Annotated in this window: 16 protein-coding genes and 1 pseudogene; 12 read left to right on the forward strand and 5 right to left on the reverse strand. The window is 67.9% G+C overall.

Features of this window, described 5'->3' with window-relative positions; all coding sequences use genetic code 11:
* Positions 1–44 precede the first annotated feature (44 nt).
* Positions 45–893 (forward strand): helix-turn-helix transcriptional regulator, encoded by an 849-nt coding sequence (locus tag IE206_RS00370; protein ID WP_189959391.1) that lies wholly within the window; start codon positions 45–47, stop codon positions 891–893.
* Positions 894–1,018: 125 nt separating this feature from the next.
* A pseudogene (locus tag IE206_RS00375) lies at positions 1,019–1,684 on the forward strand (DUF885 domain-containing protein).
* A 524-nt stretch (positions 1,685–2,208) separates the two neighbouring features.
* Here the strand turns inward: IE206_RS00375 and IE206_RS00380 are convergent.
* The gene (locus IE206_RS00380) at positions 2,209–2,667 is read right to left on the reverse strand and encodes a winged helix-turn-helix transcriptional regulator (protein WP_189959393.1); all 459 of its coding nucleotides are present in this window, start codon (positions 2,665–2,667) and stop codon (positions 2,209–2,211) included.
* 83 nt (positions 2,668–2,750) lie between these two features.
* On the opposite strand from IE206_RS00380, the gene IE206_RS00385 reads away from it, so the two are divergent.
* Complete coding sequence (locus tag IE206_RS00385; RefSeq protein ID WP_189959395.1) at positions 2,751–4,001, forward strand: MFS transporter; 1,251 nt, start codon at positions 2,751–2,753, stop codon at positions 3,999–4,001.
* 356 nt (positions 4,002–4,357) lie between these two features.
* On the opposite strand, the gene IE206_RS00390 is transcribed toward IE206_RS00385, so the two are convergent.
* A complete protein-coding gene (locus IE206_RS00390; protein ID WP_189959397.1) occupies positions 4,358–4,549 on the reverse strand; it encodes a hypothetical protein in 192 nt (63 codons plus the stop codon).
* Between the two features lie 524 nt (positions 4,550–5,073).
* Here IE206_RS00390 and IE206_RS00395 point away from each other — a divergent pair.
* Positions 5,074–5,763 (forward strand): DUF2637 domain-containing protein, encoded by a 690-nt coding sequence (locus IE206_RS00395; RefSeq protein WP_189959399.1) that lies wholly within the window; start codon positions 5,074–5,076, stop codon positions 5,761–5,763.
* A 419-nt stretch (positions 5,764–6,182) separates the two neighbouring features.
* On the opposite strand, the gene IE206_RS00400 is transcribed toward IE206_RS00395, so the two are convergent.
* Entirely contained in the window at positions 6,183–6,398 is a 216-nt protein-coding gene (locus tag IE206_RS00400; RefSeq protein WP_229853152.1) for a hypothetical protein, read from the reverse strand.
* A 469-nt stretch (positions 6,399–6,867) separates the two neighbouring features.
* Between IE206_RS00400 and IE206_RS00405 the strand changes: the two genes are divergently transcribed.
* Entirely contained in the window at positions 6,868–7,224 is a 357-nt protein-coding gene (locus IE206_RS00405) for a hypothetical protein (RefSeq protein WP_189959402.1), read from the forward strand.
* Between the two features lie 220 nt (positions 7,225–7,444).
* On the forward strand, positions 7,445–7,714 hold the full coding sequence (locus IE206_RS00410; protein ID WP_189959404.1) for a hypothetical protein: 270 nt from the start codon (positions 7,445–7,447) through the stop codon (positions 7,712–7,714).
* A 153-nt stretch (positions 7,715–7,867) separates the two neighbouring features.
* Here IE206_RS00410 and IE206_RS00415 read toward each other — a convergent pair whose 3' ends face one another.
* Complete coding sequence (locus tag IE206_RS00415) at positions 7,868–8,794, reverse strand: LysR family transcriptional regulator (protein WP_189959405.1); 927 nt, start codon at positions 8,792–8,794, stop codon at positions 7,868–7,870.
* A gap of 71 nt (positions 8,795–8,865) precedes the next feature.
* On the opposite strand from IE206_RS00415, the gene IE206_RS00420 reads away from it, so the two are divergent.
* From IE206_RS00420 to IE206_RS00445, 6 genes are all read left to right on the forward strand, one after another.
* Complete coding sequence (locus tag IE206_RS00420) at positions 8,866–9,630, forward strand: SDR family oxidoreductase (protein WP_189959407.1); 765 nt, start codon at positions 8,866–8,868, stop codon at positions 9,628–9,630.
* A 211-nt stretch (positions 9,631–9,841) separates the two neighbouring features.
* The gene (locus tag IE206_RS42265; protein ID WP_229853153.1) at positions 9,842–10,141 is read left to right on the forward strand and encodes a hypothetical protein; all 300 of its coding nucleotides are present in this window, start codon (positions 9,842–9,844) and stop codon (positions 10,139–10,141) included.
* Positions 10,142–10,412: 271 nt separating this feature from the next.
* Positions 10,413–10,715 carry a hypothetical protein gene (locus IE206_RS00430; protein ID WP_229853154.1) on the forward strand — a complete coding sequence of 101 codons (303 nt, stop codon included), beginning with the start codon at positions 10,413–10,415 and terminating at the stop codon, positions 10,713–10,715.
* A 711-nt stretch (positions 10,716–11,426) separates the two neighbouring features.
* Positions 11,427–11,858, forward strand: a complete 432-nt coding sequence (locus IE206_RS00435) for a hypothetical protein (protein ID WP_189959412.1) — start codon at positions 11,427–11,429, stop codon at positions 11,856–11,858.
* Between the two features lie 1,969 nt (positions 11,859–13,827).
* Complete coding sequence (locus IE206_RS00440; RefSeq protein WP_189959414.1) at positions 13,828–14,109, forward strand: hypothetical protein; 282 nt, start codon at positions 13,828–13,830, stop codon at positions 14,107–14,109.
* A 931-nt stretch (positions 14,110–15,040) separates the two neighbouring features.
* Complete coding sequence (locus IE206_RS00445) at positions 15,041–15,541, forward strand: SMI1/KNR4 family protein (RefSeq protein ID WP_229853155.1); 501 nt, start codon at positions 15,041–15,043, stop codon at positions 15,539–15,541.
* 427 nt (positions 15,542–15,968) lie between these two features.
* Here IE206_RS00445 and IE206_RS00450 read toward each other — a convergent pair whose 3' ends face one another.
* Positions 15,969–16,886, reverse strand: coding sequence for an NADP-dependent oxidoreductase (locus IE206_RS00450; RefSeq protein WP_189959424.1), 918 nt, complete (start codon positions 16,884–16,886; stop codon positions 15,969–15,971).
* Positions 16,887–16,928 lie beyond the last annotated feature (42 nt).

A 16,928-nucleotide genomic window follows, 5' to 3' on the forward strand; every position in this document is an offset into this window, starting at 1 on the left:
GGCAGAGCCACCTTCACCAGCTTCAGCGAAGCCATACTGGGGGCATGGACGATCTTGCAGGCTTCCTGCGCACCCGGCGCTCCCGAGTCGACCCGGCAGCCGTCGGCATTCCCATCGACAGCCGCCGCCGGGTCGCGGGGCTGCGCCGCGAAGAGGTCGCCCACCTGTCCGGAGTCAGCGTCGACTACTACGTGCGCCTGGAACAGGGCCGCGCAACGCAGCCCTCCGAGCAGGTCCTCGACGCGCTCGCCCGCGTCCTCGGCCTCGACGAGACCGAACGCGGACACCTCGACCGGCTCGCCCGGCACCCCCGCCGCCGCGCGAAGGCACCGAACGGGCGGGTCCGGCCGGAGCTGCTGCGCGTCCTCGACCTGGTCACCGACGCACCCGCGCTGATCATGAACCACCGCCTGGACGTGCTCGCCGGGAACCGCCTCGCGGGGCTCCTCTTCGGCAGGCCGATGCCGGGCCTGAACACCGCCCGGCACATCTTCCTCGAGGAGGCCGAGCGCGGCCTCTACGCGGACTGGGAGACCTGCACGCTCGACGCGGTCGGGCACCTGCGCCTGGCCACCGGCACTTACCCCGAGGACACCCGACTGGCCTCGCTGATCGGCGAGTTGGCGATCGGCAGCGAGCGCTTCCGTCGCCTCTGGGCCCGCGCGGACGTGCGCGCCCGCACCCATGGACGCAAGGCATACCGGCACCCGCTGGTCGGACTGCTGGAACTGCACCAGGAGAACTTCGCGCTACCGGACGAATCGGGCATGGAGTTGCTCGTGCTGTCCGCAGCCCCCGGCAGCCCCACCGAGGACGGGCTGCGCCTTCTCACAAGCCTGGGCGCGGACAGCGGTGACGCGCATCCGACAGTGAACGCTCAGATCCGCGAATAACAAGCTCCGCCGCCGCACCGAACGACGGCGCGTCTACGTCGAGTTCTGCCTCGCCCTGGCCACCGCCATCATCACCGTGCGTAGCCTCATCCGCCGGGCCTGGCCACGGGGTCGCCTTCTATTATCTGGCACCCAGCGAGGACCTGTCGCGCCCCGGGACGGTCTGGTGGCCGCTGACGGCCGCGCCGGACACGCCGACCCCGACGTGTACGGTGCCGAGCACGATGTTCCAGGAAGGCGCCTCGGGGCATCACCTGCAGCTGTGCGTGACGACCCTCAACACCGCCACCCTCAACCGGTTCCAACGGCTGTCGTACGAGCTGCACTTGGGGCACTGCGAAGGGTGGCGCCTGTACGCCGAGCGGCTGATGGACGAGCTGGGGTACTTCGCTGACCCGGTGCGCCGGCTGGGGATGCCGGCCGGCGGTCAGCAGCTGCGCGCCGCGCGGGTGGTGCTGGGCATCGGGCTGCACCTGCGGCTTCCGATCCCCGCGGGCACCGGGTTCCATGAGGGTGAACGGTGGACGCCGCAGCTGGGCCGCGAGTTCCTCACTGAGCACTGCGGGCTGAGCCTTGCGGGGTTCGTCGAGTTCGAGATCGACCGGTATCTGGGGCGCGCCGGGTAGGCCCTCGCCTACGAGCTGGGGGAAAAGGTGTGGCTGGAGGCGCGGGACGCGGCCCGCCGTCGCGACGGCGCCGCATTCGACCTCGAGCAGTTCCACCAACAGGCCCTGGACCTGGGGCCGATGGGCTTGGACCTGCTGCGCGCCCAGCTGACCGACAAGAACTGACCATGCTGATTGCTGTGGCTCCGTTCGGGGCTCTGCCCCCTGAACAGTCCCGCGCTCGGCTGTCTTTGGTGGGATTCGTCGGCCATCCGGGCGGAACCGCAGCGCACATGGCCAGTCGGGCATATGTGACTTCTTGGGAGGCCGCGCTCGCACGGCGGACAGCCCACAGCGGGGCCGGGAGACACTGGCGCCGCAGTGGCTGCTTCCTGACCTCCGGCTGCGTCACCGTCGTCGAGGTTGACCGCCTTGGCCTCAAAGCCCGCCGGGGCAACGGCAATTCCCACCCGGTGGACACCCATGTCGCCGCACGGGCAAGCCGGTCGACCTCATGGCCCGGTTCCCGGTTGACGGTCTCCCCCGATCTGGAACGCCCTACCAGGGTCAGGCTGCACAGGCTCGCCCGCCGCTACCAGCGGTCGGCCGGCTGGAAGGATTCCCGCTCATCTCCGAGACGGTCGCGCCTCCTCTGTCGGACACGTGGGAGGCAGGGCGTCCGCAAGGTCTGGAGGCCGAGCGTCTGCCTTCTATGCGGTCTTCTGCACGCGGGTGGTGTCGGCGCCGAGGGGGGTCCCGTCGGCACTGGTCGGGGCGATTTCCGGCACGGGGATGCCGTGCTGGTCGACGAGGACGGAGTGGGTCTCACCGGCTGCGAAGGCATGGCGTTCCCCCCACTGCCGCAGGGTGAGGACGACGGGAAAGAGGTCGCGGCCTGCGTCGGTGAGCACGTATTCCTGGCGGCGGCCCGATGGTGCGGTGCGCTGCGCGAGGAGCCCGTGAGCGATGAGCTTGCGCAGGCGGTCGGTGAGGATGTTGCGGGCGATGCCGGTGCGGCGCTGGAATTCGGTAAACGATTGCGTCCCGTCCATCGCGTCGCGGATGACGAGAAGGCTCCACCTGTCGCCGACGAGGTCGAGCGTACGGGCGACAGGGCACTCGGGGTCGGTCCAGTCGGGGTTCGGGGCGCGCAGGGTCTGGCGCGACATGACACCTCCCAATGAGTTGCGAATCGAAACCATCATGCCGTACCGTCAAAACGGTTGCAATTCGCTACTGATTGGGGAACGTGATGGACGCGTGGCGGCGGTTATTACTCGCAGTGGTGTGTGGTGTCGCTGTGGCAAGCATCTATGCCGCGCAGCCGGTTCTTGAACCGATGGGGCACGATCTCGGGCTGCCGCCAGAACTCGCTGGATGGATCGTCTCGACCAGCCAGTTCGGCTATCTGGCAGGGCTGGTGCTGCTGGTGCCGCTCGGTGATGTAGTGGCCGACAGGCGCCGACTCATCGCCGTGCACCTGGCGATCACCGCGGTGGGCATGATCCTGACCGCCTCGGCGTCAGCCGCCTGGGTGGCGTTCGTGGGGCTCGCGGCGGCGGGGGTGTTCGCGGTCGTGGTGCAGACCACGGTGGCCTACGCGGCGTCGGTCTCACTGCCCGCCGAACGCGGGCGGAACATCGGTGTTGTGACCTCGGGCGTCGTGGTCGGCATCCTGGGCGCACGGGTCGTCACCGGCTCGCTCGCCGACGTGTGGGGCTGGCGCAGCGTCTATGCCGTGCTCGCAGTGCTGTCACTCGGGCTCGCGGCCCTCGTCCTCGCCGTACTGCCGTCGCAGGGGCGCCCCGACGAGCCTACGGCGGGGTACAGGCAGGCCGTCACCTCACTCGGCGGACTGTTCGGGCAGCGCCTCTTTCTGACGCGCGGGCTCATCGCCTTCTTCCTGTTCGCATCGTTCGGAACCCTGTGGAGCGGAGTGTCCCTGCCACTGGCGGGCACGCCGTGGCACCTGAGCGAGAGTCAGATCGGACTGTTCGGCATCGTCGGACTCGCCGGCGCACTCGGCGCGGCACGTGCGGGGCGGTGGGCGGATGCAGGACGGGCGGCCCCGGTCACCGGTCTCGCGCTCACCCTGCTCATCCTCTCCTGGGCAGCGATCGCGCAACTGCCGTGGTCACTGTGGCTCCTCATCGTCGGAATCGTGCTTCTCGACTTCGCGGTCCAGGCCGTGCATGTGAGCAACCAGCACCTGCTCACCGCCGCACATCCCCATCGCATCAGCAGCGTCATCGGCAGCTACATGGTCTTCTACTCACTCGGCTCCGCCCTCGGCGCAGCGGCAACCACCGCCACCTTCAGCGCCCATGGCTGGGCGGGCTCCAGCCTCCTCGGGGCCGGATTCGCGGCCTGCGCACTCATCGTCTGGGCAGCCGACAGGCGACTCCCCCGCCGTAGCGAGAACATCCGACCCAAGGAGGCAGGCGCGCGCCAGGCGCAAGCGGAAACTGAAGCGGCCGACCAAGCCGGACACGTAGTGAATTGAAGCCCCTATGGCCCACGACCGCACCGCATCGGTGCGTCGCGGCGGTGCACCGCGCTCCCCCGCCAGGGTCTCGATCCGGTGCGGTGCGCTCCCCGCCCGATACGCACCATGCCGACCATTCGGCGCGGCCTTCACGGCCTCTGCATAGCGAGGTTCTTGTCCCGTCAACTCCTTGAATTCCGTGCGGACTTGGCGGAGTCAGCCATTGGGTAAGGTGCGCCGCACCGGGGCGGACGTAATTCACTCTTGAGTGTTTCAGCCCAAAGACGTGATCATGCTCACAGGCCGACTAATTTGAAGGCCACGATCGCATCGAGACACGTTCGTGGTGCCGCGGGGGCCAAAGTCTCGGAACATCAGGTCAGGTTCGCGGTGAGGACGAGGGCGGCGGCGAGGACCAGGGGCGCGAGCACCACGGCGAGAACGAGTACCAGGAGCAGGCCGAGCAAGGCGACGAACCGGCTGACCGTGCCCGCGTAGGTGCGCGAGGCGGCAGGGCGGTTGGGTGGCCGGCGCCTGCGGGCGCGGGCGTGGAGCGTGTCTGTCACGCCGGTCTCAACGACCAGGCGGCACCGACCGGCACGGCGGGGGCTTCAGAGTCCCCCAAAGCCGAATTATCGTAAGGCCATCTAATACATCGTCAGAATTTAATCAACCATGGCCTGTAATCTGATATTCGAGAGACCCTCCCCTGTGAACATTCCCCCGACTGTGTGACATCTCGCGCCGCGTTACGCTCGTTAGACGATCGTGGCTTTGAAGGAAAGAATGCAGGAAGGACTGGTTGGCCCCTCTCGCGCCAGGAAGCCCCCAGGGGGCTGGGGCAGCCGATCCCCTCCTCAACCAATATTGCCGCCACGAAAGACCGTGCCGTCCGGGCTTGATCCGGCCGGCGGAAGAGCAGGCCTCACGCACTGCCCAGGCTTGCTTGAGGAGTCCCTCGCGACCGGCGGACGGGGGGGAGAGCCACTACCTTCGGTCCGCGACGGAGGGATGGTGGGCCCAGGGATCGCGCTCTGAGTGAAACATCCCAAAGCGCTCGCGGAGAAGCCAAGGGCGGAAAGGATTCATAATGAGAACCGACTATGATCCGGTAAATCAGTACTCTGATTACGCTCAGTCAATTGCCGTGCCGCACGCGTGGCGCGCCCCTGATCCGGAGACTCCGTCGGCCGGATGGGATCCAAACGAAGAACTGGCGCGGATCCTGCATCCGACGCACAGCGTGGACTCTACGCCTTCACCGTTAGGCAGCGACGAGCAACTGCGCCGCCCGGTCAGCCGACGGCGGCCCCGGCCAGGGTTTCACACCCTTGCCGGAAAGCGGCGGATCATCGCTGTCGCGACCCTGACCGCAATGAGCGCCATCTGCGCAGTGGCGATTCTGACCTGGGTCATCTCTTATTCGTGCGATCAGCTGCACACCATTGCGCTGCTCTGGGCGCCCCCACAGTTGGCGCGACGGTGGCCGCTGATGGTGTATGGGCCGTGGCTTCTGGCAGGTCAGTCCATCTTGCGGGCATCCGTGCAGCACCGAACTGCCCGTCGGTCCTGGGCTGTCATGCTGATCTCCTCCGGCACAGCGATGGCTCTGTGTATCGCCCAAGCTCCGCATTCAGCTGTTGCGGTGGTAGTCGTCGGAATCCCGCCGATTACCGCCCTGGTCTGTTTCCGCGAACTCGTCGGCCAGTTCTCGTCGTCCCGGTCCGGCCCTCGGCACGCCTCCGACGTGGTGAACGGGCCCAGGAAAACAAGGCCGTAGGCTTCCCAAAGGTTATGGGGGCCTTTCAGATCTGCCCGTTGTCCGCAGCCGAGCTTGTCTCAGAGTCCCCCGGTCCTCGCCTACATCTAAAAGGCTGTCCCGTATAAACGCGTGACCTGTGGCTTTACCTGACGGTCGGTCGCTGTGCGGAGCCGAAGCTGTTGAACGAGTGCCCGTTGCACGGGGCCGGGATGGGTCTGGATTACCTGGTCGGGCGGCGTCTCGAACCATCTCGGCGAGACGGTCTTGGCGGTACACGACGAAGCGGACCCGGACATCGGTCGGCTCGCGCTTGAGCTCACTCTGGACTCCGGCCGTCCGTTGCAAGACCTGGTCCGGGGAGCTGCGACTGTCCGAAAGGTGATCAGTGCGCCAGTACCGGCGGAATCCGTGTGAGGATCCCGCTGTGATTGGTGTGATCACGGCGTCTCGGCCAGCTCGCCGGGTGGCCGCACCTGATAGTAGAGGTGCCGGAGCCCGTGCGGGGAGACGCGGGCGAAGACCCGGCCCCGGCACTCCGGACACGTCAACACACCCTTGACGCGGTGGACGTCCGACCAGGCACTGCCGCAGCCGAGGCCGTCAAGCGAGGCATCCAGCCACCCCCACGCGGGATGCCCAGCGGTGTACTCCATCGGTCCCCTCCAAGCCATGCCTGCACGCCCACGGCAAGCGTCCCCTGGGAGAGCCAGCACCCTGCCCTCCCCCAAGAACGGCGCGAACGGGACCCCGTTTCGGCCATCGGGCACCAGTCACCAGCCTCGGCTCGGTCGAGATCGGCGGTGAGATTGGGAGCCACCCTGATCGAGTGATTTCCCCAGCTGAGAGCGTCTGCGGTGGCGGCCTGGCCTGAGCCGATAGCGTGGTGATCTGAGCCCTGCCGGTCCGTGTCCCTGACAGGTGCGGTGTGCAAGGGCCCTCCTTGTTGTTGTCTGCGCTTGCTCCGGTCGTGCTCGGCAGCTGATCATTCGCGGATAAGACCCGAAGTTCAGACCTTCGTTGCCGATGGCCCTCTGCCCGATTGGGATGCCGACGAGGAAGAGATCGAGCGGCGGGTGAAACAGCTCGAAGCCATCACCTCGCCTGTCGTGACGGAGGAGGCGCATGCGCTGGCCGGCTGCTTCGGCTCGCCGAAGAGCTCTCCTGCTGAACCCGAGCATGCTGCTGCTCGCCTACCGGGCCTTCGACGGCAGCGGCTTTCTCACTGCAGTAAGCGACACCGGAGCCCAGATGCTGATCCGCCTGAAATCCACGCGCTGTCCTGTCATCTGGGCGACGCTGCCCGACGGCTCCTTCCTCACCCGCATCAACGGCCGGTCCTTCCGCACCATCGACGCAGACGTCACCGTCGAGTGCGGCGACGGGCACCTCATCCACGACCGCTACCGGCTCGCCACTACCTTGCTGGACCACCGGACCGACCCGGCCACGTGCCTCGTGCGCCTGTACCACGAACGCTGAGAAGTCGGATCCTCCTTCCTGGCCCTGCGCCACACCCTGTTCGCCGGCCGAGTCCTGCGATCAGCCGACCCCTTCGGTCTTGAGCAAGAGCTCTGAACCCAACTCGCCCTATGCCAGGCATTGCGCCGCGTCATGGTCGATGCCGTGGAGTCCGCACCGGGGACCGACCCCCGACCGGGCTGCCTGCACCGTGGCCCTCCAGGCCACCCGGGACCAGGGCATGACCGCAAGCGGCATCATCCCGGCCGCCGCCACCCCACGGGCCGAAGCCATCAGCAAAGCCGTCTTGAGCAACCTTCTGCCGCCTCGCCGCGCCCGCACCAGTGCCCGGAAAGTGAAGTGTCCTGTCTCCCATCACCCTGTCGAACAGAGCGAGAAGCGCCCCGCACGCAGCCAGAACATCGTGACCATCGCCATCGGCATCCTTACCCGTGCCGCCTCACGGCCCTCCCCCGCAGCAGCCGAAGACCACAGCAGCCAGGCAAGTTGACGCTTCCCCCGCGTGCTTGACTTCGCGGCCTTGCCTGGTCGGGGGCCGCCGTTGAGTGCCAGGGGGCATCGCCCGGGGTGAGCTTGGCGTTTATTCGAGGGGGCCGAAACGTTCCTCGAACGGGGGCCGCTCACCTGGCTCACCTGGGCCGGATCAGCGGCACTCCGCGCAGACGTCCCTCGGACCGCCCTGCTGCCGTACGGTTTCCACCGCCGCCTCGGCGAAGGCGCGGATGCGGCCCGTGTCCACCGTGGCCCGCCACACCAGGCCGTACTCCAGCGGGGGAGCGTCGTCGAAGGGCACGTACGCGATATTGGGCCGGGCGTAGTACCTGACCTCGTGCGCGGCGGCCGGATGCACCCCGCGTCCCGCCCCGACCAGGGCGAGGAGCTCCTGCCGGGTCGCCGCCCGCTCACCGCGCTCGATGGGACGGCCCGCCGGAGTCGCGGGCGGCAGGAGATGGTCGAGCCAGTAGTCCGGTATAGGCCCCGAGAGGCTGAGCACCTTGTCCCCGGCGAGGTCGTCGACCCGGACGGAGGGCCTCTTGGCGAAGGGGTGCCGGGTGGAGACGGCCAGCACGCGGGTGTCGGAGATCAGTACGGGGCCGGTGGCCAGATCAGGTTCGACGACGGGGAACTGGGCGAGCAGCAGGTCGAGTTCGCCCGAGCGCAGCAGGCCGAAGGGGTCGGAGAGCGGGGTCTCCTGGAGCAGGACCTCACCGGCGGCCGGGTGCCGCTCGCGGTACGCGGAGGCGGCGAACAGCACGAGTTCACCGGCGAGCGGGCTGCTGAACCCGACGCGCAGCGGCTCGGCCAGACCGCGTCCCGCGGCGATCGCCCGATCGACGCCGTCTCTGATCAGCTCGTAGCCGGGGCGTATGTCGTCGGCGAGGCGGCGCCCGATCGACGTCAGCTCCACGCGCCTGCTGGTCCGTTCAAAGAGCGCCGCACCTATACGCCGCTCCAGTTGCTTGATGGTCTGGCTGACCCGAGCCTGCGACACGTGCAGGCGCCGCGCGGTGCGGCCGAAGTGCAGCTCCTCGGTGAGGGCCAGGAAGATCTCGACGTCACGGCGTTCCATAACCGTCAGGTTATCGACCGTTGCGCGACCGGCTGTTGTTCGGGATCCACTGGACGATCAAGGTTGAGGACATGAACACCGACATGAACGCGGCTGTGAACGCCGACTTGAACACCTTCGCCAAGCCCTTGGCCGTCATCACCGGAGCCAGCTCGGGCATCGGCGCCGCCACCGCCCGCACCCTCTCCGCACTCGGCCACCCTCTCCTGCTGCTGGCCCGCAGGGTCGAGCGGATCGAGGCACTCGGTCTCCCCGCCACCCTCGCCCGCTCCGTCGACGTCACTGACGCCGAGGCGGTGGCCGGGGCCGTGCGGGAGGCCGAGGCGTTGTACGGCCCCGCCGACCTGATCGTCAACAATGCGGGCGTGATGCTGCTGGGCGAGGTGGCCAGGCAGTCGGCCGATGAGTGGGAGCGGATGTTCGACGTCAATGTGCGGGGTCTGCTCCACGGAGTACGTGCAGTCCTGCCCGGCATGATCGAGCGCGGCCACGGCACGGTGATCAACGTCAGTTCGGTCGCGGGCCGCAGGACCTACGCCAAACACACGGTCTACAGCGGCAGCAAGTTCGCCGTGCACGGCATGTCCGAGAGCCTGCGCGAAGAGGTCGCGGGCCACGGGGTCCGCGTCATCACCATCGCCCCGGGAGCCGTTGAGACCGAGCTGCTCTCACACACCACCGACGAGGCGGTGAAAGCCGACTACCAGGCCTTCAAGGACTCCATCGAGGTGCTCGCCCCCGAAGACGTGGCCGCGGCGATCGGCTTTGCGTATCAGCAGCCGCAGCGCGTCACCCTGCGCGAGTTGGTCCTAGCGGCCACCGCCCAAGTGGCCTGAGATGCCACCGTGATCGGCTCTCGGGGTACTCGTGCCGGTCGTGGGCGAGAGCGCCTGCGGAGAAGAACGTTCGTCAGCGGTCGGTTCGATGGCTTCGAGGCGCGCCTCGCCGTCCTGGCCAGGCACGGGGGAACGTGCCCAGGTGGCGAGTTCGGGCGGCGTAATGTCGGCCCTTTGAGGGAAGACGGTTCGCGCCTGGGATCGTCGGCGCATGTCCGAAGAGTCGAACCTGATGTCAAGCCTGTGGCCGCTCGTGCCTTCCGGGGCCACCGATTGGCTGCTGGAGCTGTGCGGCGAAGGCATCACCGGGTTCATGACTGCGGCGATGCCTGACGCCTTGTGGGTCCTCAACGCCATGTGCGAGCACGAGCAGGGGCCGGCCGATGCCACCGTGAGGGTCCACTTGCCTGGACCGAGCTCGGTCATCCGCGTCTTGTCGTGCGAGGTGAACCTGCCCGCCACCGTCGGCCGCTGCGGCAGATCACCGGACACCCCGGCCGCGACCCCGTAAGCGTGCGCGCGTGCGTAACCCGCCCCCTCGGCCGGAACCTGCCTGCAGACGACAGCCCCAACTGCGGGCCCTCGGCGGCGGGGTCGCAAACCCGGCCTCGTCCTCGAAGGCAGAAGCTGAGCTCACCTCACGCGGCGCTCCCGCTCCTGCATGTTGGTCTGAATGAGCGCATCTTGTGACCTTTTATGAACGTTCCTCGTTCCAGGGGTGGCAGGTTTCCACTCCCCCGGAGCAGGGCCTGTCATCTCTGTCTGACCCACCGAATGGGAGCATGATCGTGATCAAGCAGGTTCTCGCCGGGGCGGCTTTCGCCGTTGCCGCAACGATGGCCGTCGCAGCGCCCGCCTCGGCGGACGCCTCGGACTTCGGGACCCGCAACGGCAACACCTCCATCGCGGGCGAGGCGGGCGGCATCGGCAACACCTATGGCGCCCCGTTCGCCAGCGCCGACCTGCGCTGCGCGGTGCCGCTGCCCGAAGGTGAGGGCATCGGCGGCCACGGCCTCGGCGGTCCCAAGGCTGCGTGCAACATTGCACCCGTCGACCAGTACCAGGCCCCGCAGAAGCTCCTCTGACCGCCATCAACTGCTGAACCCCGGCCCACAGCCCCCTGCCACGCAGGGGGCTGTGGCTTGCCCGCAGGCTGCGAGCACCAGGGTCGCTCCGCATCGCACACCGAACAGACCACTCCGGACGGCCAGGACCACGGCATGCACCCAGGGGTGCGGGTCTCCCACCAGGAAGACCGACACGACAAGCCGACAGGTACCCAAATCCACGCGGCTCGCCGGGCGCGCACTGGGCTGGGCGGGGGAACCAGGGTGACCCTGGATGCAAAGAGCCGTTGAACCGGAAGCTTGATCACGTCAGAGAGTGCCCCTGGGGGGTCCCGGGGTCTGACCAGTCGCCCCGGGACCCAGCACACTCTCCCCCTCCTGGCCGGGCCGTGGGCCCCGGATGCACGCGCCCTCTACCGGCAGCACCGACGGCCCAGGACGTTCGCTTCGAGGTGTGGCCCTTGTTGAGTGACCGCGATCCGGCGGCCTGATCACTCTGCGGGATCGTGGTCATTCAACAAGGGCCACACCCCTTCGCCTGTGCGGGTCCACCTGCGGCCCCGGGAGGCCGCCGACGGACAGCAAGCGCATCAGTTCTCTGCATATTGGTCCAAATGATCACAATTAGTGACGTTTTCTGGGTGCCCCTCGTTGCAGAGATGACAGGTTCCGCACTCCCCCGAGGCAGGCCTGTCACCCCACTCTGACCCACTGAACGGGAGTAACACCGTGATCAAGAAGATTCTCGCCGGGGCGGCCTTCGCCACCGCCGCCACGATGGCCATCGCCGCTCCCGCCTCGGCGCAGACCCCGAAGCCCAAGCCCAACACCACCCCCATGACCACACTCCAGATCCCCACCGCCACACTCCAGAGCATCCTCGCCGCCGCTGCGGCGCAGGGCCCGACCGCGAGCGGCACCGGTGCCATGAACAGCATGGGCGCCTCGGACTTCGCCACCCGTAACGGCAACACCTCGATCGCGGGTGAGGCGGGCGGCATCCTCAACACCTACGGCGCCTCACTCATCAACGTCGACCTGCGCTGCGCGGTACCGCTGCCCGAGGGTGAGGGCATCGGCGGACACGCCCTCGGTGGCCCCAAGGCCTCCTGCAACGTCGCACCCGTCGACCAGTACCAGGCCCCGCAGAAGCTCCTCTGACCGCCATCAACTGCTGAACCCCGGCCCACAGCCCCCTGCCACGCAGGGGCTGCGGGCCGTGCGCACGCCCGGGTCCCGTGGGCAGGTCACCACGCCCCACATCACACACTGGACGACCGGCTCAGGCGAGCCTCTGCGAACGGCCAGGACCACGACGTACAACCCGGGGCAATGGATCCCACCACAGAGCCGCCGCAACAGGCCCAACAGACAGCAGCCTGCACGGCCCTGTCGGCTCGACGAGGGGTGACCACTTCCCGCACCATGCGCCAACTGGGGATTTCATCCCCGCGGTTGGAGTTTGGCTGCGGCGAGCCGTGAGGTCACTCATAGCGAGGTGGATCTGGCTTCGGAGCTGCACCGACACGAGACGCAGGGGACGGCCATCACCTTCCTTCGTTTTCCTTCGTTCAGGCGGTCCTCCCGTCCAGGGCCGCCTGGCGGGAGGTGACCGGAAATAACTTCGTCGCGCCACCGTCGCCTTGGGGGCCGCCTGCTCCGCCACCGTCTCCCCGTCACCGCCACCGTCCTCGCGCCGACCGCCGTCTCCCCGCCTGTCCCAGCGCCGGCCATCCTCCGACGCGCAGCTGCCAGCGCCCCAGTCGAGCCCGGCTTCCGACCTGCAGGCCCGGCCGGGGGGCGCACCGGCGGCCCTGCAGAACGGTCCCGGCCCGTAGCCCAAGTGCACGGTCCAGACCCAGCTGCCCGCCGGATCCCGCCACTTCGGCAACGACCACGGCCAGCCGCTGCCGTACCCCACGTGCACGCCAGGCGCCCTGAATCCGAACGTCATCCCGGCCTCGCTGAAGTCGACGATCTGCAAGCCTGGCTACACCACGACGATCCGCCCGACCTCCTCCATCACCGGCGCGGAGAAAACGGCCAAACGCCAAGTCGTACAGCTACACCGGCGGCCTCCATGACGCCGAGGTCGACCACCTCATCTCCCTGGAGGTCGCCGGCGACCCCAACGCCCCCCGCAACCTGCGGGTCGAACCGCCATCACCGGGACACAAGGCAGGCGCGGGCCCCAACAATCCCCCAAGGACGCCGTCGAGCCCGAACTCCACACTGCGATCTGCTCCGGTGAAACACAGCTCGCCACGGCGCAGCAGGCGATCGCGACCACCTGGTCGACCGCCCTGGCCAAACTCGGCCTCAGCTAAGCCCGGAGCCGGGTCTCGTCAGCGGCACGGGTCGGATGGCCCCACGCCGAGGGCCGCGCTTCGGGCCTCGTAGCCGATATGCGGGCCGGCGGGCGATTTCGTGCTCATTCGCTGCCACCGCAGGCGGATCGCAGAGCCGGAGTGGAGCGTCGACGAGTGGACTGTGCCGCGAGTTCGCTGAACTCACCCCCCTGTGCGGACCGTTGCCGCTACCGCGGTGGTGTCAATCCGAGTGTGCGGATCAGGTCGTGCATGTCGGCCTCGTAGAGCTTGGACGGTTCGGTGACCTGATGACGCAGGTGCCCGTAGATTTCCAAGGGTGAGCAGTCCGTGCATCCGGCTCCACGGGCGCAGGCAGAGGGCTACGGCTGCGGGTGGCAGGCCGGGGAACGAGTCGCGGGCAAGGTGGCCAGGCAGGGCTGGAAGTCGGGGCAGGCGTAGCCGAAACCCTCCTGGGCGGCGGTGGCCTCGGGCCAGACCGAGGCCACCGACCCCACCCACCTGGCCGCCGAACTCGGCCCCGTCCCCAAGCTCCTCTCGGCACAAGCGGCTTGGCTCAGATTCGAGTCGAAGAAGGCGATGAACGCCCGCGGTATGTCGAGTCCGGACCGCACCGAGGCGGTGCTGGTCGTCCTGTGTGAGCCCGAACCCTCTCCGCAAGCCGCGCAGCCGCGGCCTCCTCAACTAGATCAGGACTTCTCGGCGCGCCATCGTGCGGTTTTGGTGGTATTTAATCTAATTTTCGTGACTGTAAGGAATCGATCTGCCACGGATCGCACACACTCCACTCCATTGGAGATCACATGAACACGCTTCGCAAGGCTGCGGTCTTGGTCGCCGCCCTCGGCAGCCTCGGAATGCTGGCCACCGGCACGGCCCAGGCACACGACGGCGGGAAAGGCGGCGACCGCTTCAACATCGGGCAGAGCAGCAACTGCAAGTCACACGACCTGAACGTCGACGTCCTCGGCCAAGTCGGCATCCTCAACGGCCTGGGCGGCAACCTCCTGAACGGCGAGGGCAACGCGGGTGCTCAGGAGACCCACTTGGGTTCGAGCATGGGCTGCAGCAACACCGCCTTCTGAGCCAGGGCTACCGCAACTCAGGGCTGCCGCCTGGCAACTGGCCACAGCCTTGAACCTCTGACCCAGGCAAGCGTCCCCTCCCCTCACAGCGGACATCTCCACGCTGCGAGGGGAGGGACGGGCGAGACCGTCCCTCCAAAAGAGCTACACCCAATTGGTTTGCGGCTCACGCCTGAGGCCGAGGCGAGAGACGTGGCCCGCCCCCACATGGGCGGGGAGGACGCCCCGTCGCAAGTGCGGTGGGTGTAGCTCCTTTGGAGGGACTGGCCGAGCCGGGACTTCGGCAAAACGATCGCGAGAGCTACGGCTGCTCGCCGGCCGAAGAAGGCGATGAAGACCCGCGGCGCGTCGAGTCCGGACCGCGCCGAGGCGGTACTGCTCGCCCTGCACAAACCCGAACCCCTCCTCACCGCGCAACCGCGGCATCCTCAACCAACCACAGCGGTCGACGAAATCACGAACGACCGCGCGTTCCTCCTGCGAGCTGGCCCGCCGCCACCTTCGGCACCCAGACCTCGGCACGGTGGCCGCGGCGACCACGCCGACTCGTTGCCCCGGTGAGCTTCACTTCCTCGACAGCCTCAGCCGAAACGATCGCGTCTGTCATCAGGTGTCAATTCCCATTCGCGGATCCACCATTGACGGTACGGGCCTCCCGAAGCTGCTGTTCGAAGTAGCACGTCCGAGTTCACGACAAGCACCGACAGCAGCCTCCGCGGCCCACGATGTGCTCGGCTCCGAGCATGGACGAAGTACCGCCAGCCTGCCCAAACGCCAAAGGATCAGGTGGCTCAAGGCTTCGCTGGTCTGAATGTTGAAGGGCAGTGAAGGCTCGTGATCCGTACTCTGGCACGCTGTTCCGGTGGACGCTCTCATCGGCACTCAAGTACCTCGTCGGCGACTGACTGATCCGGCTTCGGCAGTCGCAGCTTTGGAGCAGGCTGTCCCCGGCCTCGCCCTGCTTCGCCGCACGTCGTCGGCCGGCATCGACTGGGCACGGGTCGAGGAGTGCCTGACCACGGAGCTGCCCTCGGACTACAAGCTGCTTGCCAACAGCTACCCGTCCTTGGCCTTCGGTGACTTCCTTTACACCGGCTTCCCGAACCCCGGGCAGGAGAAGGCCTGGTCGGAGGACACCGAAGACCTTGAGATCCTCGCCGAGTGGTGTGCGGACGCAGAGATGTCCATTCCTCTGCACCCCTTTCCCGCCCCTGGAGGCCTGCTGCCCTGGGCCACGTCGTACCAGGGCGACTACTTCCTCTGGAACACCACAGGGTCCGGTCCCGACGAATGGACTGTCACCGTGGCCTCGCGCAACGGCGGCTGGTGGCACTACACCGGAGGCGCGGTCCAGTTCCTCGCTGACCTGATCAGCGGAGCTTTGGAACTGTGGGAGCTGCCGTTGGTACGGCCACACGCCGCGGCCGCCTGAGCGACCGACGGCTCTACGACGCGCTCGTGTTCACTGTGTCGTCACACACGAAGAGACCCTCCGGTCCAGGGGCGGACCGAAAGGGGCCACCCAAGTGAGTGGCCCCGTTTCGGGCAACGCTGCTCTATTGCTTGCCAGGCGTCACATTGAATTCTGACGGCGTGACGGCTGGGGAGCCCAAGACGTTATCCCTGGGATACCTGTCCGGAACGGTCTCGGCCGCATGGTCGCGCTCCACTGGTTTTGGCGGCTCTGCGTAGATGTGCGAGCGCGTGTTGGGCGAGAAGTAGGCCAACTACGCGATGGCATGGGGCGCCAGCAGCGCCGAGACGATCGCGACGGCTCTTCGCGCGCCGCTGGACCGAGGCCGGGCCGTACGGGCCGCCGGCCTTCGCTCGTGTTCCGGAACGCGGAGCTGGTGTGACGGTCAGGGAGCCAGGACGATTTTGCCTCGGGTGTGGCCCTGTTCGAGCTGCGTGAACGCGGCGTGGATCTCGTCCAGCGGGAACACCTTCGCGATCGGCACCTCCAACGCCCCGTCCGCGACCAGCGACGCCAGCTCCGCCACGACCTCGATGTCGGCTGCGGACGCGCTCCCTTCCGCCTTCACCCCGTGTTCCTCGACGGCCTGGAAGTCGATGATCGTGTCGATCCGCGCGGCAGACACCCCCAAGTCGAGCGCCAGCTTCACATAGCCCTCGCCGTAGGTGTCGATGAATGCGTCGATCCCGTCGGTGGTCTTGCGCAGCCGGTCGGCCAGGCCGCTGCCGTAGGCGATCGGTGTGACGCCGTGGGAGGCGAGCCAGGAGTGGTTGGCCGGGCTCGCGATGCCGATCACCTCGGCTCCGGCGTGCCTGGCCAGTTGGACGGCGATGGAACCCACACCGCCCGCGGCCCCGGACACCGCCACCGTGTCGCCCGGCTTCAGTTCCACCGCGCGCACCGCCGCATAGGCCGTGGTCCCGGCGACGTACAGCGAACCCGCCACCTCCCAGGGAACGCCCGCGGGCCTCGGCGCAAGCTCCGCGACCTTCGCGACCACATACTTGGCGTGACTGGCGCGCAGGTCGGTGAATCCGAGAACCTCGTCACCGACCGCGAACTGCTCGACCCCGTCGCCGACGTCCACCACGATCCCCGCCAGGTCGCTGCCCTGCCCCGAAGGGAAAGTAGCCGGCCAGCGATCGTGCAACACCCCCTCACGAATCTTCGCCTCGCCCGGGTTGATGCCCGCAGCCTTCACCCTGACCAGCACTTCTCCGGCCGCGGGCTCGGCAAGCGGCACGTCCTCCAACCGCAGAACGTCGATCCCGCCGTACTCGTCGAACCGCACCGCTTTCGGCATGGCCTGCTCCTTGTGTGCCCGTCGTGGATGACTCTGCTCCCT

The organism is Streptomyces violascens (genome assembly GCF_014649955.1).
Classification (GTDB): domain Bacteria; phylum Actinomycetota; class Actinomycetes; order Streptomycetales; family Streptomycetaceae; genus Streptomyces; species Streptomyces violascens.

What these genes read in the sequence shown, in the direction of transcription:
- IE206_RS00370 (WP_189959391.1), top strand. Translation starts at nt 45, where the DNA reads ATGGACGATCTTGCAGGCTTCCTGCGCACCCGGCGCTCCCGAGTCGAC.
- IE206_RS00380 (WP_189959393.1), bottom strand. Translation starts at nt 2,667, where the DNA reads ATGTCGCGCCAGACCCTGCGCGCCCCGAACCCCGACTGGACCGACCCC.
- IE206_RS00385 (WP_189959395.1), top strand. Translation starts at nt 2,751, where the DNA reads ATGGACGCGTGGCGGCGGTTATTACTCGCAGTGGTGTGTGGTGTCGCT.
- IE206_RS00395 (WP_189959399.1), top strand. Translation starts at nt 5,074, where the DNA reads ATGAGAACCGACTATGATCCGGTAAATCAGTACTCTGATTACGCTCAG.
- IE206_RS00400 (WP_229853152.1), bottom strand. Translation starts at nt 6,398, where the DNA reads ATGGAGTACACCGCTGGGCATCCCGCGTGGGGGTGGCTGGATGCCTCG.
- IE206_RS00405 (WP_189959402.1), top strand. Translation starts at nt 6,868, where the DNA reads ATGCGCTGGCCGGCTGCTTCGGCTCGCCGAAGAGCTCTCCTGCTGAAC.
- IE206_RS00410 (WP_189959404.1), top strand. Translation starts at nt 7,445, where the DNA reads ATGACCGCAAGCGGCATCATCCCGGCCGCCGCCACCCCACGGGCCGAA.
- IE206_RS00415 (WP_189959405.1), bottom strand. Translation starts at nt 8,794, where the DNA reads ATGGAACGCCGTGACGTCGAGATCTTCCTGGCCCTCACCGAGGAGCTG.
- IE206_RS00420 (WP_189959407.1), top strand. Translation starts at nt 8,866, where the DNA reads ATGAACACCGACATGAACGCGGCTGTGAACGCCGACTTGAACACCTTC.
- IE206_RS42265 (WP_229853153.1), top strand. Translation starts at nt 9,842, where the DNA reads ATGTCCGAAGAGTCGAACCTGATGTCAAGCCTGTGGCCGCTCGTGCCT.
- IE206_RS00430 (WP_229853154.1), top strand. Translation starts at nt 10,413, where the DNA reads ATGATCGTGATCAAGCAGGTTCTCGCCGGGGCGGCTTTCGCCGTTGCC.
- IE206_RS00440 (WP_189959414.1), top strand. Translation starts at nt 13,828, where the DNA reads ATGAACACGCTTCGCAAGGCTGCGGTCTTGGTCGCCGCCCTCGGCAGC.
- IE206_RS00450 (WP_189959424.1), bottom strand. Translation starts at nt 16,886, where the DNA reads ATGCCGAAAGCGGTGCGGTTCGACGAGTACGGCGGGATCGACGTTCTG.